Origin of the sequence: Janthinobacterium sp. BJB426, assembly GCF_002735705.1 — a bacterium.
Classification (GTDB): Bacteria; Pseudomonadota; Gammaproteobacteria; order Burkholderiales; family Burkholderiaceae_D; genus Janthinobacterium.
In genome coordinates this window covers 15,812-31,764 of record NZ_PDZL01000018.1, presented here as the reverse complement: position 1 = coordinate 31,764, position 15,953 = coordinate 15,812, and the positions used below count along the sequence as shown (strand labels likewise).

12 protein-coding genes are annotated in these 15,953 nt (G+C 50.3%); 3 read left to right on the top strand and 9 right to left on the bottom strand.

Features of this window, described 5'->3' with window-relative positions; genetic code table 11:
- Nucleotides 1–107 precede the first annotated feature (107 nt).
- From CSQ93_RS22945 to CSQ93_RS22920, 7 genes are all read right to left on the bottom strand, one after another.
- Nucleotides 108–1,856 carry an ATP-binding protein gene (locus CSQ93_RS22945; protein ID WP_099380036.1) on the bottom strand — a complete coding sequence of 583 codons (1,749 nt, stop codon included), beginning with the start codon at nt 1,854–1,856 and terminating at the stop codon, nt 108–110.
- A 29-nt stretch (nt 1,857–1,885) separates the two neighbouring features.
- Nucleotides 1,886–2,722 carry an HNH endonuclease gene (locus CSQ93_RS22940; RefSeq protein ID WP_099380035.1) on the bottom strand — a complete coding sequence of 279 codons (837 nt, stop codon included), beginning with the start codon at nt 2,720–2,722 and terminating at the stop codon, nt 1,886–1,888.
- The gene (locus tag CSQ93_RS22935; protein WP_099380034.1) at nt 2,719–3,417 is read right to left on the bottom strand and encodes an OmpA/MotB family protein; all 699 of its coding nucleotides are present in this window, start codon (nt 3,415–3,417) and stop codon (nt 2,719–2,721) included. The genes CSQ93_RS22940 and CSQ93_RS22935 overlap by 4 nt, the downstream gene beginning before the upstream one ends.
- A 5-nt stretch (nt 3,418–3,422) precedes the next feature.
- Nucleotides 3,423–4,739 carry a hypothetical protein gene (locus CSQ93_RS22930; protein WP_233516309.1) on the bottom strand — a complete coding sequence of 439 codons (1,317 nt, stop codon included), beginning with the start codon at nt 4,737–4,739 and terminating at the stop codon, nt 3,423–3,425.
- 603 nt (nt 4,740–5,342) lie between these two features.
- Complete coding sequence (locus tag CSQ93_RS22925; RefSeq protein ID WP_158301330.1) at nt 5,343–6,626, bottom strand: hypothetical protein; 1,284 nt, start codon at nt 6,624–6,626, stop codon at nt 5,343–5,345.
- A 344-nt stretch (nt 6,627–6,970) separates the two neighbouring features.
- Nucleotides 6,971–7,699: a hypothetical protein gene (locus tag CSQ93_RS29035; protein ID WP_158301329.1), complete on the bottom strand. Its 729-nt coding sequence runs from the start codon at nt 7,697–7,699 to the stop codon at nt 6,971–6,973.
- A complete protein-coding gene (locus tag CSQ93_RS22920; RefSeq protein WP_099380031.1) occupies nt 7,692–8,108 on the bottom strand; it encodes a hypothetical protein in 417 nt (138 codons plus the stop codon). The genes CSQ93_RS29035 and CSQ93_RS22920 overlap by 8 nt, the downstream gene beginning before the upstream one ends.
- Before the next feature lie 219 nt (nt 8,109–8,327).
- Here CSQ93_RS22920 and CSQ93_RS22915 point away from each other — a divergent pair, with 219 nt between their 5' ends.
- Nucleotides 8,328–8,573: an H-NS histone family protein gene (locus CSQ93_RS22915; protein WP_233516308.1), complete on the top strand. Its 246-nt coding sequence runs from the start codon at nt 8,328–8,330 to the stop codon at nt 8,571–8,573.
- Between the two features lie 116 nt (nt 8,574–8,689).
- Nucleotides 8,690–9,919 carry a HEPN domain-containing protein gene (locus CSQ93_RS22910; RefSeq protein WP_158301328.1) on the top strand — a complete coding sequence of 410 codons (1,230 nt, stop codon included), beginning with the start codon at nt 8,690–8,692 and terminating at the stop codon, nt 9,917–9,919.
- A 484-nt stretch (nt 9,920–10,403) separates the two neighbouring features.
- Here the strand turns inward: CSQ93_RS22910 and CSQ93_RS22905 are convergent, their stop codons facing one another.
- Together CSQ93_RS22905 and CSQ93_RS22900 are read right to left on the bottom strand one after the other, a co-directional pair.
- Nucleotides 10,404–11,783: a DNA-processing protein DprA gene (locus CSQ93_RS22905; RefSeq protein WP_099380028.1), complete on the bottom strand. Its 1,380-nt coding sequence runs from the start codon at nt 11,781–11,783 to the stop codon at nt 10,404–10,406.
- A gap of 10 nt (nt 11,784–11,793) precedes the next feature.
- Nucleotides 11,794–13,896, bottom strand: coding sequence for a RecQ family ATP-dependent DNA helicase (locus tag CSQ93_RS22900; protein ID WP_099380027.1), 2,103 nt, complete (start codon nt 13,894–13,896; stop codon nt 11,794–11,796).
- Between the two features lie 559 nt (nt 13,897–14,455).
- On the opposite strand from CSQ93_RS22900, the gene CSQ93_RS22895 reads away from it, so the two are divergent.
- Nucleotides 14,456–15,775, top strand: a complete 1,320-nt coding sequence (locus CSQ93_RS22895) for a GTPase-associated system all-helical protein GASH (protein WP_099380026.1) — start codon at nt 14,456–14,458, stop codon at nt 15,773–15,775.
- Nucleotides 15,776–15,953: the final 178 nt, after the last annotated feature.

Here is a 15,953-nt window from a genome sequence, read left to right as displayed (position 1 = left end):
GTCTAAGTTTTCTTTGCATACAGTCACACTGCGATTTATAAAGTGTTGGCTAGACGTTGTCACTCGACGAGTAGCGAAGGATGGGTATGTGTAATTGCGTCTAGCCTCTACATCTCGGTCCGTAGCTTCCATTCTAACTCTCGGCGCGCGGTTGAAATGATGTCGTGAAAAGACATCGGCCGGACTTCGTCCTCTATGCTTTTTGTGGGAAAATCAGGCGACACCTGACCGCCAATGACCACGACTTTTATTGGCTTACTAATGTAAGGACGTAGCTCATGCCGATAGCGAATGACTTGGGTGTAGTCATCGTAGTTTAATGCATGGCTCGGCCGCTTGAACTCAATAAGTAGGCATTCACGATGCATATCCTCTGTGGCCAGCAGGTCCGGGCGTAGAGTTGCGCGAGTTCCCGTATATGACTTCGCCAGGTCATCCTCAACCAAACGCTGGAGGGTTTTGTTTGAGCTGAATAACGAGTACGGTGTGCCAAGTACCCAAAGACTCTTCTCCAAGGCTTTATGCATTTCTGCTTCCAGCGTCTTGGGATTTGCGACGAGCTCGTCAAGCATGTCGAGAAAGTCCATTCGCGCCTTTGCTTGATTCACCAAATACGCCATGTCCACCAAGCCAAACTCGTCCAAGCTTTCTGCGATTGCAGCGACATCACTGCGCTTGGCCTCCGCAAGATGTCCAAGCACGCTACCGTACTCCGAACTCTCAATTGCCTCGAGCAGTACGAAAACATAGTTCTCAATTTTCTCTGGTGGCTCGTCGAAGGAGCGCGTGAGAATTTTCTGGATAGCCTCCTCAGCGTACTTCCGCCGGTATTCAGGCAGTTTAGCCAATCTCAGATGAATCTGACGCTGCAACCTTGCGCGAGCCAGCTGTATCTCACGACCAAACTTTTCTTGAATGGCCGCCGCAAGCTTCGGTCGGACAAATTGATTGACTCGTTCGAGCAGTACGCTGTTCTCGACCAAGCTACTCCAACCATCAGTCACAAACTCACTCAGTCCGTCAGCATCAACCTCGCCGTAAAGCCGACGAATCAACTTCTGCGGAATATCCTCTTGCTCTTCCAGACCGAAGAAGTAAGGACTACCTACCGGCTTGTTCTGCACGCGCACCAGAATGCCTGGCTTCCTCGACGCTGACTTCTTATCCGGGATTGCGAATCGCAAAACTACAGGACCAACACCTTCCACGTCTTCGGTGAAAGTCCTATAAAGTCCCTGCACGTCGTCTACCCCGAGAGGTTTGCCATCCACATTGATGGCGATACCGTGCTCCCGGCCATACTCCTGAATCAACAACTGCTTGAACGTGACTGGATTAGGGAACTCGTAGCCGGTGTGAAGTTCAGTTAGAGTAATCGTGGTGCCTAGTGACCCAGGCTCGCAAGGCAAGATTTTTAGAGTGATAGCGAGTTGCTCGATGTCGCGGGCGGCCGCCAGTTGGCCCAGATTGAATTCGAAGGAGGTTTCAAAACCGTCTTTCCTCGTTTCCAACTTCATATGCGCGGCAGCCATCAACCCTGCAAATTTCCCGACGCCCTTACGCCCCTTCACTTGACGTTTCAATTTAGCAGTGCGCGGACCTCGAAGTTGACGTCGGTCGGCGGCAATGTTCAAGTAGTGGCTCTCAACTTCGTCTGCCGACATACCACTACCATTGTCTTCAATGACAATTGGGTCGGCGGACATAGGAGTTGGCAGCGTAACTTCAATCTCAGTCGCGTCAGCATCCCATCCGTTATCGACAAGCTCCTTCAGCGCACGCTCTGTGGAAGAATATTCTTGGCTGAGAAGGCTCGCGAGGCGAGAGTTGACTTGAAATCGGCTTTTCCTAGACATAGCGCTTCCAGAGATTCAAAGTTAAATAACTATCCAAATTTCGCAATGAAATTCATGTAATCCACACTGCTCTTTAGGTGACCATGATTCGGCTTGTCAGCGTGACAACTCACACACAGCACAAGCAAATTCGAATCATGCGACTCGTCCTTGCGGCCGTTAATGTGGTGCGCATGCAGGTAGCGATTATCGGCACCGAGAAGCTGTCGGCTACAGCCTTCGCATCGGTAGCCTCGCCTCGCTCTGACAGCGGCTGAAATGGCAGACCAATCCGACGGGTACTCGTTGCGAGGAGACGTGTCAGCATCATGCTCGGGCTTGAGTCCAAATAAATCCCGCTGATATTTCTTGAAGTATTCTTTTAGCGAAAACACTTCCGCCTGTTGGACGCGGGAAGTGGACGATTGCGACTTATTGAAGCCCTTCCATGCAATGTCAGCCAAGCAGTTTTGACAGACAACGAGCTTCATTAACAATGAAGCTCCAGTGCCTTCATTGGTGTTCACGAGGAACTGTCCGTCATTGCGGGTGGCCACGACGTACTTTGACATCTGCTGGTCGCGCTGCTTGGTCCTGAGCGTGCTACAGAACGTAAGGTGGAAACGCGGAGTGAAGCTGCGGCCACCATAGTTTTTCACATCTCGAATGTATAGCAGAACCCGGTGCCCACGATATTGAATCGTTCCGTCAGCAAGCGAGGATATTTCCTCGATATTAATGTCAATGCCATCGCTTTCAAGCTGCGCAATCAAAGGAAGCTCAATCCTCTTGAAGGACATTGCGGTAAAACTCTCCGCGAGCGGCGCCGCCATTTGCGACCTTAGATTGTTCAGCGACGCCCAGCCCAGAAAGTCTTGCAAAATCATTGCGCCTCTTCCTTCAACTGCTGCGAAATCTGGTCCAGCTTGTCACCGGCATTGGTCACAATCCGAAATTCAACACGCTGATTTGCCTGCTGCGCCGAAGCCGATTTGTCGTCGGGCTTCAGTGGTTTTGAGGACGAGAGGCCATTGGCAGTAACGTGTTGAATAAGCCAAGCTTGATGGCTGCTCACCGCAGGCACGCTCAAAAGATATTCCAAGGCGCTTCGGGTGCGTGCCTGGGATAGCCCCATATTCAGGAAGTATGCTGCGCGTGGGTCGTTCTGCCCAGTCCATGCGACGCTGGTGTGCCCCTCAATACGAATCTCTTTTACGGCGTCGCGGTATTTGTCGGAGGTCAGCAGTGCGATATAGCGCGGGAAGAACTCCTTAAGAATTTCCTTGAACTTAGGTTTGATTTCGGCGGAGCCCGTTGCGAAAAGGACCGTCGGGTCGTTAAACCTTATCGTCATATCGCCAAGGAGCTCAGCATTCCATTGCTTCAGGTCTTTCGAAAACTCCTTCTGGAGAGCCTGAAGCATGTCGCTCTTCGTTTCCTCATACTCCTTAACAACCAAGGTAGTTGTCTGCTCAACGCGTAGCATAAATGCAGCCGTGAGCAGCATGAAGACCATCATCAATCCGGTCATCAAGTCCGCAAGAGGAATCCAGTGAGACTGGTTACTGTGTTCAAGTTCCATATCGTCTAGCGCTGCCCAGCCATTCGTACCACCTCACGCAGACGCTCGGTCAACGGCAAGTAGTCGGCGACAAACTTCTCCGACAACGCGGCCAGTTGGCGGCCGAGCGTATCTAAGCTCTTGGTCAGTTCTTCCTGGAGAGCCTTGTCGAGTACCGTCACACCGTTGTGTACAAGCTCCACGGATTTCGCCAACTCTTCATTCGTCTCTCGCTGAGCCTTCTTCAACGTCTCAGTCAGTAGCTGCTTCATTTCGGCGGTCGAGCCCTGAACTTGATTGCCCAGGGTCCTGACAACGTCGGCCACTTCGGTCTGTACTTTCAGGACGCCAGCCCCCATACTATCAGTCAGCTCTTCCAGCTTTTTGGCGAACTGTGGAGCGACGTCTTTCATCTCGACCAGCACAGTGACGAGTGAGCGTTGCGAGTCTTGAATTGCGGCGTGTTGCTGCGCCAACCCAATCAGGAGCTCCTGTAATCGGGCGGCTGTGTCCGTGTAGGCCTCGGCCCGGCTCGTTATCACACTCAGGCTCTCCGCAGCCCCCCTCAAATCACCGGCACTTGCTTGCTGCACGGTTTGGAGCTTATCCAGTTCTTCACGATATTGCTTCTGCCAAGTGACGAGCAGCTCCACCGCCGAATTGAGCTTCGCAAAATTTGAACCAAACTGTTCACTTAACTTCGTGTTGAAGTCTCTAATTACGCCTTCAAGCGCTTCAATCAATGCCTTCGAGTTATCTTCTGCCATGCGAGCGGCGAATGTATCGAACGAACCACGAAGGCCTTGCAACTGGTCACTTTGCTCCTGGCGCATCAACTTCATTTGCGATAGAAGACTCCCCTCCTCTTTCCCCGCAAGGCTGGCTTGCAGCGCGCGCGTGGCTTCCACCAGGTCATCGATGCTGGCAGCCTTCACCGCACCGGTCGACTGAGGAATGGGACCGCCGTGGCGGTGGTGCTTGTAGCGAATCAGCAGCGAACCTGCGACACCGCTCACTGACGCCAAGAATGCGGTTTTGACACCACCTAAAAGGTGCGGCACGCTCGTAGAGACCTTGGTGGCGTCAAAGTTCAGCAGCGCGATTGCGATACCTGTGAAGCATCCCAAAATGCCGACTGTAGTTAAGATTTCCGGACCATGCGAAACTGCAAAACGGTTAAAGTTCACCTTCGTGAAGTAGTACGTTAAGCCGATGTTGATGCCGATGAAAATAATTGTGATTGGGTCATCGAGAATGGATGCGAAGCCTGTATTGGCTTGCGCAAACTGAGGAAATAGGCCACATAGAAGCCCGCCAATCAAAAAAAGTCTACAACTAGACACTGATATATCCTTAAGGGCAACAAGCCCAATATAGTTTCATACCAAGGCAAATTAAAAATTTCCCATTCTGCAACTAATTTTAACCGAATGCAATCACAAAATTCCCACCAATTATCACCTTGCAAGCGTACAGATGCTTGAATTTGGCACAGAGCGGCGCCCAACGCCCCATCCGCCACCCATCATTGCCTACCTTGCCTACCTTGCCTGAAAAATATCTGCTCGCAGATTGCCTGAAGCGTCGTGAGGCGGCGCGCTCTGTAGTACTCATGTTGCCACTGAAGGCTAGGCACAGGGACAAGTTGCATCTAGGGAGCTCAAGATGCCATTCAGACCCGGTTTCTCATACGCAGCACAGGTGTGAAGCTAGTGCTCGGCGACCGACATCGGTCACCAATAACACAAATGGAAAAAAAGCTAGCGTTTTGAACTGAGTGGCCAGCGTAAAGGCTCTGTGGTCATCGTTCTCGAATTGCTGCTGCCCAGATGGTCTACTCGCAATGCGCCACTATTCGCATGCATTCATGTCGCATTGCCATGTTGCCCGCCCGAACGCAAAAACCGAAGCCAACTTGTCCATGAATCGGTACACGCAAGCCCATCTTATTCATCAGGGCGGTAGTTCGTAAGAATCTTGCTCAAAAGGCGCTCAGCTTCAGCTGGACGGACCTGATGGTCAGCGTGGGGTATCGGCAATATTATCCCTGCCAACTCATTGGGCGATACGAACGAATAGCTATCACGAAAATCACCGAGATGAGATTTCACCTCGCTCTTCAAAGCCATTTGGACTTTCGAACAATGACCGCAAATTTTGGGGGTTTCGTGCCATGCACGCCCCGTAGTAGCAACGTTGAACCGGACCTGCCCCTGGTCACCCACATACACAATTTGAGATTTACTTCTACGACAAATCGGACATGCCCAGTCATCTGGAAGCGAATCCCAATTGTCCGCTTTATATTCCACACTCTTGAGTAGGGCCAGGTAATTCGCAGGCACGGGTTTGCCACGCTTATGCGTGCCATCGCGCCAACGCGAAACGTTCGCTTTCGAAACCCGCGTCTGCATGCCCAACGCATCTATCAACACGTCCGAATTGAACCACGTAGAAATCCTTGAGAGCCGGCGGTCGCCATGTCCATACACTGGAATTGGCTCAAATTTTCTCGGGTAAGGTTCGAACCAGTGTGTATCCGTCGCAGCCGCCTTTGCTACCGCTTTAATAATGCGCATGCGCAGCACAAACGCTGGCTTGGCGGCTTCCCAGGCAAGCTGCGCCTTGGACTGATTGACGGTATGCGGCTGATGGTCTCTAACCTGGATGAAACCGCGAATCTGCCCGATTGAGAACGAGAACTCACGCGGCACCCCCAAGAGCTTCTTGGCAGCAGTGTCAACGTTATTGCAGTCCTCGCATACAAGTATCGCATCGTATGCCGCGAACGCGCTACTCATCCGGTCAATGAGCTTCTGGCCTTCCACTTGCTCAATATTGGTTCCGGCCGCAACGAACTCGACATTGAATGTCTCTTCCAACACGTCGCCCATGTGGTCGTGATGTATCACGCATTTAGCTAGTATCTGCTCCTTCTTGCCCACTCGCGATATCTGGACTTTTGTTCGTGCGCAGCATGGACACGCCCAATCCTGCGGCGAGCCAACCCAGCTGCTGTTCATTTCAAAACGACGCTCACCATGGATTGCCAAAATTTCCCGCGCTACGGGGGAATTTTGACTATCGAGGCATGTAATCTCTCCCGAATCGACGCAGTCAACCAGAAGCTGCAGTCCTTCCCGATACTCGTCGTTTGGAACGCCAGACAGTGGTTGGCGATTCAGACTCCAGTTACCAAATCGGCTGTAATAGGCACTGTCACTCCACATTTATTCGTTCCTTTCGATTAACTTTCCCAATCAAACGATTCATGCTTTTAATCGAACAACCTCTCGGCTGAACAACAAGACAAGGACTCTCTTCCTCTACGTGCTGTGATTCATCTGACGGGTTATCGCTGCTTGCCTTCTCTACATGCTGGTCGTTCCAACACCTTAAAGGAGACGTTGTATATACAATACACGCAGCGCTTCAGTACCTGCAAACCTGTCCGGCGCCATCAGTAATTTAATGACGAACGTTTAGTAGAGTGCCCATTCACGGGCAACATATGCCCCAAAAATCGCCAGTTGAATTTTCAATAATTACCGAGATTTTCGCCTGCCAAAGAATTTCATTCCTCCTTATCACTATCTTTCGCTTTAGAGCTGTCGTTTTTAACTGGATTATTCCATTCTTTTGTTTTGCATAAATCTTGGAGTTCTTGGGGAGATTCTGCCCGGTTTCTATGTACCTCTTCGTGCGCTTCAGGATTAATAACTATGACATTATCCAGGTCACGAGACATTCTCGGCTTGTCGGCTCGCCGCTCAATATGATGAGCGTGTGCATTTGAGGCCAAAGGTTCACCAGTTAGTTGGCAAGCAGTTATATTTTCTGCCGCTATCTTTTTTCCTTTCAATAGCGATTGTTCATTTCTATTTCTTGACTCTTCAGCTTCACGGTATTTATCCAGCTCAGGTGCATCCCTTAACGCCGTTAAGCAAGCCTCTGCATCACGGATGCGTTCTTTTTGCAGGGTATCACGTGGCTCTTGAATTCTTTCTGACATTATCTTATGAACAGCCGGAATTGACACTAGCTTTTTATCACCTAGCTCAATTTTTTCATCATTTTCCAAATCATTATAAATCCGGTTTACTCCCGGCGTATCTGTACCAAGCAAGTGTGGCAGCGCCTTTTTATTGATATATGCTTTGCCTTCGTTTGTGTACTCTCCATTATCTTTAACCAATTTTCTAGTTTTATCAGCCTCACTATCAGTTATGTGTTCATTTTTAGGTGGGAAATTGATGGATAAAGTAGTCGCAGGTCGAAGTGCGGGCAGATTACTCTCAGTCATTTCCGGCCCCATCATCTTCAATCATTACATCGTACAACTTTCTGAGTTCTGTAAATGCAAGATTATCCCCCCCCTTATCCGGGTGCACTATGTTTGCGATTTTTTTGTACCAACGCTTGGCAAATTGCTTATCGTGATAATGCCTCTCATCTACTCCAAGAGCTAGCGTTCGTTGCTTTCCTTCGAGTTTTGTCAAATAGTATGCGTACTCCAATTGCTTTGATATAAATGGACCTCTAATAAAAGGAACCCAGTTTCTTCTGAGTTTGAGTATTATTTCAAAAATTTCATCATAGCTGCTAGCCTCTATTTTTAACGGACTGATTTCCTTTTCTAGTTCCATTTTAATAATTTCAACGGAACCTAGTTTCCTAAGGTCATCTACGGACATTACTTCTTTAAGCTGCATCAATCCTCCACTATTTTTGATTTTTCTGCTATCCGTTGTCGGCGCAAAGTAGACAGGATTACAGGGGCCGCCGTCGAATGAGCACCGCTGACGTACCATGCTCTTAGCTACTATATTACATTAAAAATACATTTCCTTTCGACATCAAACAGCCCACTTTCTTGTAAGAATATAATAACCTATGCAAAGTATGTTGAACAAATCACAAAATTTCAATCCTTGGCCGAAGCTGCCTGCAAAGATGAACTCAGTGGAGCAATCAAGACAATCAAAGACTTGATGCAATTGCATGGAATCACTGTGGAAGACATCGCGGGCGGAAGTCGTGCGAAGCCCGAAAAAGTGAAGAGCTCGGTGCCAGCACAATTTAAGAACCCTGAAACTGGTGAGACCTGGACTGGTCGTGGCCGTGCGCCACGCTGGCTTGATGGCAAAGATAAGGAACAGTTCCGCATCACGAATTAAGGCGCTGGACGGCGCGAATACATCCTATTCGAATCGTCCCGTGGCGAGGTACAATGCTTAATGACACGTTCGGTCAAAGGACTTAGAATCGTTGCTCACCTTAACAGTAGCCGCTAATGAGCAAACAAATGGATATTATCAAAATAGCTACTCGCTTGATTGCCTGTGCAGTTCCTGCAGAGCATCCTTTGCTGTCAATGATGGAATTTCCGCGAAGTGGCGAGGGGATTGCCGTTCCGGCAGCCAAGCTACAAGAATACTATTCGGCCGTGAAAGAGTTGTTTGCTGTTGAAAAGACCTTAGCTACGTCATATGCGTTGGTCACTTTCGAGAAGGCCGTAATCAAGTTCATCGCACCGCACGTACTTGAAGGAACCCAAGTCGACAAGGCTGCCGTCCGTGAATTTTTGCGGAACCTTGTAACTCTTCCTGTGACAGAACATCAGATTTACAGGCCAATTAACGGCGTAGTCAAAGATACTGACTGCGGCCCAGTCACGCTGGGTCCCTTCACTGTCTACCATACCAATGCGGACGCTGGTCCGCTTGATGAATCCATGCGAGGCCGGCTTGGCATGGTCCTCCTTGATAAGTCTGAACACTACCTAATTAAAGTGGAGGTCAAGGCGCGTGAACCAGTAAAGGCGCTCGAACTTGCCAATGCCCTTTTCGAACGATTCGAGCGGACTATCCGATTTATGGTGGGGCCAAATAGCGGTTTTACTGTTTCTATTCTCACGCAAAACACTCCGTGCGATAAACGTGCAATCGTGCTAAATAAATCACGTGGTTCCTCAGAGGTCGGACGCGGCTCTAGCATTCCGGACCTTGATATCGACGATGCGTACTTCCACGACGCGGAAGTTGGGTACGACCGCATTTGGGCGATTTTCGATTCTACTTCGAATAGCGAACTCGCGAAAAAACTCCTCCTTGCAGTAGATTGGGTAGGACAATCCATAGCTGAAAAGGTCCCGTCGAGCGCCTTTATCAAAGCGGCTATTGCACTAGAAGTGCTGCTTTCGCCCCCGAAAGAGTTCATAAGCGCGTCAATTACCTTTCAAATATCGGAAAGCGTCGCCATGCTGCTAGGTACCGATAGCGCATCTCGGATTCGTCTCGAAACGGAGGCGAAGCGGCTTTATAGCATTCGCTCAGATGTTGCCCATAAAGGAATTGCTGAGGTTGATTCTTTCGACTTGGTAGCAATGCAGGACATGGCGCGCGGGGTCGTAAAAAAGATACTGACAGCACCCGCGCTCGAGAACGTCACTGATGGTGTTGAAATGCGGAAAATTTTCAGGTTGATGAAATACAATTGCCCCGAAATCTGGACAAAGCTGTAGGGGCTTTCACATCCCAGTTGCTATACGGGGCATGACTCTTCCGCAGCTACCAAGCCCTCACGCCCATCCTGGCCGACAGGACCATCCCTCTCAAAGCGCCGGGTGATGTTGCGCAGCCTTACTGCTTCCAGACGCAAGTTTCTAACGCTCCTACCTATATGTTGCCGACGGCCAGTAACAACGACTGCCGGCTGATGCAGCTAGACCTCTATTCAGATGCAGCGGCTCGAGGACGAGGCATATGCGTGCTATATGCTGCGAGACGCAGTTGGCAGGCGAAAGGGATGCTTGATTCGCATCAGTCCCATCCGACAATTGCGCACTAGACGAGTCCGATGCTGAGTAGCTTCATCCAGGGAGCTCTGGTCGGGGGACACGCGGAATTGCAAATTGAAGGACCCAAATCTGGCTGAAGCGGCTACGGAATTAGCCAGATGCAGAAAATTACGCGTTAGTTCTCGATGCGTCATCTTTATCTATTTCCCTATGGATTCGTCTGAAATGAGCCAAGGTATTGATACCGAACAGGATTGTAGAGCTTCTCAACGCACTTAGCGCCGACGGCCTTCTTAAGCCAGGCTTTTGCTTGCCCTAGCTCCAAACCAAGCCGTTCGGCAACTTCTTGGTCGGTCAACGCTCCAAGCGCCAGTACGTGATGTAGCTTGCCGAGGAAATCATCGTACATATCGAAAGGGCCCATTGGCCTACTTATAGAATGAGGGGCAGACTCATGGTATGACTCAGCCGAAAGTGGCGTTTGGTCCCCAACTTTCTGAATGGGCAAACATTCTCGCTCCTTGGGCGATGGTTCTTCGGTGTTCATCGAAGCATTTATTTCAGACCTCGAATCTTTCATGCTCATATCCATCGAGGGTAAGAGTGAATGCGATGAATTTGATTCCGCAACATTGGTTACTTCAAGGGATGTAGCATCAAAAAAATCGACCAATTTCACGGAATCACTCTGAGAGAGCTCAAACTTTATACCTCCCTTTTCAATAAGCGCGGCGTTACCAAGACCATTCCCAGGGTTCCTAACGTAAAGCGGAACCCACTTGTGGGCCAAGTTTTCCATGGCACCTGCCCACGTTCCCCCACTTCCAAGGGCTGAGTCAATCACCAAAGCGTATTCGGAAAGTGCGTAGATATACTTGTTCCGAGCCATTGCGTTACCGGCGTTGAATCCTGCCTCCGGATAAAAAGGAGATACAAGCACTAGCCTACCCTCCTTCAATCCAATGCGATTCTGTCGGCTGACACCGGCCTTCAGTAAGTCATTCGCGAGAACGCCAATCGTGTAACCACCGGCATCTGTTGCCCCCTGCATTGCAGTCACATCAACCCCGCGTGCCCCTCCAGAAACAACACCAATACCCTCGTGAGCACACATTGCAGCAATTTTTCGAGTGAAATCGAGAGCGGCCCCCATTGCATCGCGCGAACCGACGATGGCTAGCCCTCCTATATTCAACAATTCTTTGTTACCAGCGCCATAAAGCAGCGGGGGCGCAACGTGCTTTAGATGGTGCTTCAAGCGCTTAGGAAACTCAATGTCACCTCGCGAGATAACCCACAGTCCTCCACGGCTCCAGCGCTCTAAAGCTAACGCCAATGCGGTACCACGTCCCAATAAAAACTCGATGCGCTTTAGTTCAAGCTTCGCTTCGTGCACATTTAGCAAATGCTCATGAGCCGATGGCGACATCAAGTCAGCGGGGCGCAAACCGCGACTGTTTAGCCACTTGGCGAATTCCCCATACTCACGGTTTGATAGTGGTTGGAAAATCTCCTGTCGTTCGCCACCGAACCGCCCACACAACAAGAGGACAACTTCGGTATCGTTACTCAATGCTTTACTATTCATAACACTCTTTCTACTTTGCAGTGGTTGTAGCCAAGGCAAACGGAAAAACGGCAGCAGTACCCGACTGACGCAGCAGAGCGGTTGCTACGGTCAGCGTCCAGGCCGAATCAACTACGTCATCCACAAGTAATACCGGTGCGTTCGTTCCAGCCTCCGGCTGAACCAAAAAGGCACCATCCAAATTGTGGCACTGATGGTAACGGTTCTCCATATTCTTCTGTGGTTCCGTTTCGCGAGGCTTTTGAATTACGGCGCGGAACGGGATACCTAGCGCCGCCGCGAGACGGCGCGCGAAGCTCGGCACCAACTCAGGGTGACGATTGGAAGGTATACAGGTCACCCAAGCTATAGAAGAGGCGGCGGCAGGCCATCGGAGTCGAATCAGTTCTGCCGATGTAGCAACAAGCTCGTCGTCGAAGCCCCCTTGTGCCTTTCCACGCGCTACAAGTTCCCCGTAGACTGGCTCTCCCCAACGAGACAAAATTCTGCCCTCTTCACCACGCAGTCCAACAGGTATGTTCTGCTTTCCCCAGCCAAACTTGGCTTGATATAGGGGTAATGCTTCAATGTCCCACTGCTTCTTCAGCTCAAGCGGCATCTCACTATGCCGTACAAACCTTTGCGCTCGGACGTACGTTGCACGACTAAAATTGACAGGGAGCAAGGGTTCGCCTATGCAAACTGCGCAGCGTCCACAGGGTTCAGCATTATCATCGTCAAGTGCTTTAGCCAAAAACTGCATGAGACAGCGCTCGTTCGATAAATATTGCTTCATCTCTGCCCATTCAGTTTCGCGTTGTTGAGTGAGATGCCGAATCCTCTGTTGGTCTAGTTTGTACAGGTTAGGCGTCCGGTACCATGCACCATCAATTTTCACAACTGGAGACTGCCGTTCAACAACAAGAAGCTTCAATACCTTTTCAATCTGAGACTGACGAAGGTTCACCGCGCGCTCTATTTCACGCACTTTCATCCCCTCTTCGGCCTCATCTAAAGTCTCTAAAATTCGATTAACCTGCCACTCCGGCGGAAATGCTGAATCCCTGAAATATTCGTTAATCTTGTCTTCCTCCTCCCCAGACAGCAGCACACCATAAGCAGACGCTATGGCGCGACCTGCACGTCCCACCTGCTGGTAATAAGCCACTACATTCCCGGGTGTCTGGTAGTGGATAACGAAATTTAAATCCGGCTTGTCATAGCCCATGCCTAACGCGTTCGTCGCCACAAGGCATTTGATACTATTGGCTAGTAACGCCTGCTCCAACGCTTGGCGCTCCGCATCCGTTTTACCGGAGTGATACGCCTGAGCATCCACACCATTTAACTGCAGCCACTCAGCAACGCGGTCTGCATCTCGAGTAGTAAGCGTATAGACGATACCGCTTCCTGGCATTGTCGGAATATTGTCTGCCAGCCAAGATAACCTGTCTGCCGGGCCAGCCAATCGCATGTTTTGCAGAACCAAACTCTCGCGAACTAAAGGGCCTCGCTGAACAGTTACGCCCACTCCAAGCTGAGTGGCTACGTCTTTTTCCACTCGACGATTCGCGGTTGCTGTGGTTGCCAATACAGCAATATTATTTGGCAGACGGGCCAAAACCTGCCCGATACGTCTATAGTCAGGGCGGAAATCATGTCCCCAATCGGAAATACAGTGAGCCTCATCAATGACCAGAAGGCCTATGCGGGCTGCAATCGGCTGGAGGGTTTCAGCCACAAACTCGTCATTCGCAAGGCGTTCGGGCGAAATGAGCAGCAGGTCTACACGGTCGGCCATTAGTTCGGCACACACATTGTCCCATTCATCTCGATTTGTCGAGTTCACGGTCCGCGCACGAAGTCCGAGTCGCTGCGCCGCCTCAATTTGATTACGCATTAGAGCGAGCAACGGCGAGATTATGAGTGTTACACCCGCCCCTTGAGCTCGTATTAGCTTTGCCGAAACAAAATACACCATGCTCTTGCCCCAACCAGTCTGTTGGACGCAAAGCACTTTGCCTCGTTGATTAACGATGTGTTGAATGGCTTCCCACTGGCCCTCACGGAAGCCCACCTTGGTATTACCCATGGCAACGCGAAGATAGGTCAATGCATCGGCTCTAGTAACCATAAATTGTGCGTCCTTAAAATTTTTTTGCGGTTTCCTACCGGTAAAATCCTAGACAGGTCTACTCAGAAAATTCATCATCAACCTTCTTGATGTACAGGATTTCCTCGATAATGAAACCGACACCATAAAAAATCATCAGCCGGGCCAGCTAGTCTCCATACATGAGAACAATTCGTTTGCCTAACTGCTCTGTCGTTTGGCACGCCGAGGACGTGAAGGTGAATGCGGTAAAGGAGTGAGTAGCGTAAGTAACCAGGTCACTCACTGGGTGTCGACAATTATACGTTGCAGAAGAGGAAAAATCTGTCATCGATGGCCATCTTAAAATATTACATTTAAAACAATCAAAACCAACTAATTTTCACGGCAAGGCTCGACATCATCTAGACATTTCCGAACTCGTCTGCATAAACATGGGTAAACACCGATGATTGCCCATGCCGGCAGTGCGGTTGCCCCAACAGACGCTATGCAAAGCATATTTACGCCCTTCGGCAATAAGGGGAAACGGTGCTAAAACTCGTACAGAAATGGAAGTTGCCTGTATGATACTAAACTAATGACATTGCCAGCTATTAGCTCGGAGCAAAAAATGCAAACAAGCATACTGCAGGACTTTCTAACCCTACGATTATTGAATATCGGAGCAGAAGACTCTCGCCTTGAAAAATTGGTTGGCGCTGCCCATGAACTGGCTCAACAGTATGCGCGCAATCCTAAAGCCGCCGTTGCATCACTCCTTGCCGCATGGGACCCCGTTGCGGCCCCACATCGGTCTCTTCTTGATATCGGTGAGCTACTGCAGAAACACTGGCCTACTTTTCGTGCTGCGTTCGAAGACGAACCGCTGACTCTCTACCGCGCCATTATTCTCGAAGCGGTTTTGAGAGCCATGGAGCAGCAAGGTACATTGGCGGTTGCTGTAGACTTAATTGGCGCCAACGTATTACCGCACTTGAATGTGGGACAGGAATGTAATATTTTGTCGAAGATTTTGGACCGCGCGCATAAAATCAAATCGGAACGTTTAGCGCGCCTGTGGCCAACTCAGTCGACCTCTGCGTCCAGCGCTGCCCTGAAGGCACCGACAATCCCTGCTCTAAAAGCAACGGAACCCACCGTCTGGTACAAAGAAGTGGCCGCTTCAGCGGGGCCAGGCCAGAGAGACGGCACATCTCTTCCAAACCCTAATCCCCACTGGTCTAATCAGCAGCAGCATTGGTCGTATGATTTCGCGGACCGTATGGCCCCAATTCTTGCGGACGTCCATGACAAGGCAGCCAACGCTGCCCTGAAAGCAAGTGCTCAAGCATTTAAGACATTCGGTGACTCAGTCGTAGCGAAACTAAACGAGTTCGTCCGCTCGGAACAGACGCGCAGCAATCAACTGAACATTTCAAACAAGCTGCTATGGTGGCGGCAAGCCCTGTACTCTGAGACCGCAGCTACCCCGTATCGCCAATTGCAGTTGCCGCTTGTGGCACTTCACACGGCATTTGACGTTGCGGACCTCCTGCCGGAAGTATATCCGCCGGCAGTCGAATCCCTAGTAACCGAAGCAGTGCTCGCAGTCGCTGGTAGCAAAAACGAAGAGCATATCAATACCAAGGACTTGCTAGAGGCTCTGATGAAGTCTCCGGAAATTCTCGCTAATGAATGGCTCCAAGAACAGCGCATGGATTCGGGCACTAGAAGTCTGTTCATTCAGGCGCTAGCGAACTCATCTCTATCTGGAAGCGCAGAGCTATGCCAGATGAGCGTCGCACCGGAAATGAGCATGACACTCGCTGAGTGGTCAATCTGGCTCTTACGGGAAGTCAAAGTATTGGACGCTTTGGATAGACCAGACGAGATTTCTGAAACCACGGAGGAAGCGTGAACGGGCTCTGTACTCAATTAGCCTGTATCGCTCCAGACGAGGTTGGATGCCTCGAAGGCGAATCCGCGCCTCACCTTTGCAAGCACTGGCAGAAGAAAGGTGACGCAGAAGTGCGCGAAGCATCCGGTGCGGTAGAGGATGGAGCAAGGTTGCCGTGGACCGGCAATGCTTTAGGCTC

What these genes read in the sequence shown, in the direction of transcription:
- CSQ93_RS22900 (WP_099380027.1), bottom strand. Translation starts at nt 13,896, where the DNA reads ATGGTTACTAGAGCCGATGCATTGACCTATCTTCGCGTTGCCATGGGT.
- CSQ93_RS22895 (WP_099380026.1), top strand. Translation starts at nt 14,456, where the DNA reads ATGACATTGCCAGCTATTAGCTCGGAGCAAAAAATGCAAACAAGCATA.
- CSQ93_RS22945 (WP_099380036.1), bottom strand. Translation starts at nt 1,856, where the DNA reads ATGTCTAGGAAAAGCCGATTTCAAGTCAACTCTCGCCTCGCGAGCCTT.
- CSQ93_RS22905 (WP_099380028.1), bottom strand. Translation starts at nt 11,783, where the DNA reads ATGAATAGTAAAGCATTGAGTAACGATACCGAAGTTGTCCTCTTGTTG.
- CSQ93_RS29035 (WP_158301329.1), bottom strand. Translation starts at nt 7,699, where the DNA reads ATGACTGAGAGTAATCTGCCCGCACTTCGACCTGCGACTACTTTATCC.
- CSQ93_RS22920 (WP_099380031.1), bottom strand. Translation starts at nt 8,108, where the DNA reads ATGCAGCTTAAAGAAGTAATGTCCGTAGATGACCTTAGGAAACTAGGT.
- CSQ93_RS22935 (WP_099380034.1), bottom strand. Translation starts at nt 3,417, where the DNA reads ATGGAACTTGAACACAGTAACCAGTCTCACTGGATTCCTCTTGCGGAC.
- CSQ93_RS22925 (WP_158301330.1), bottom strand. Translation starts at nt 6,626, where the DNA reads ATGTGGAGTGACAGTGCCTATTACAGCCGATTTGGTAACTGGAGTCTG.
- CSQ93_RS22910 (WP_158301328.1), top strand. Translation starts at nt 8,690, where the DNA reads ATGAGCAAACAAATGGATATTATCAAAATAGCTACTCGCTTGATTGCC.
- CSQ93_RS22940 (WP_099380035.1), bottom strand. Translation starts at nt 2,722, where the DNA reads ATGATTTTGCAAGACTTTCTGGGCTGGGCGTCGCTGAACAATCTAAGG.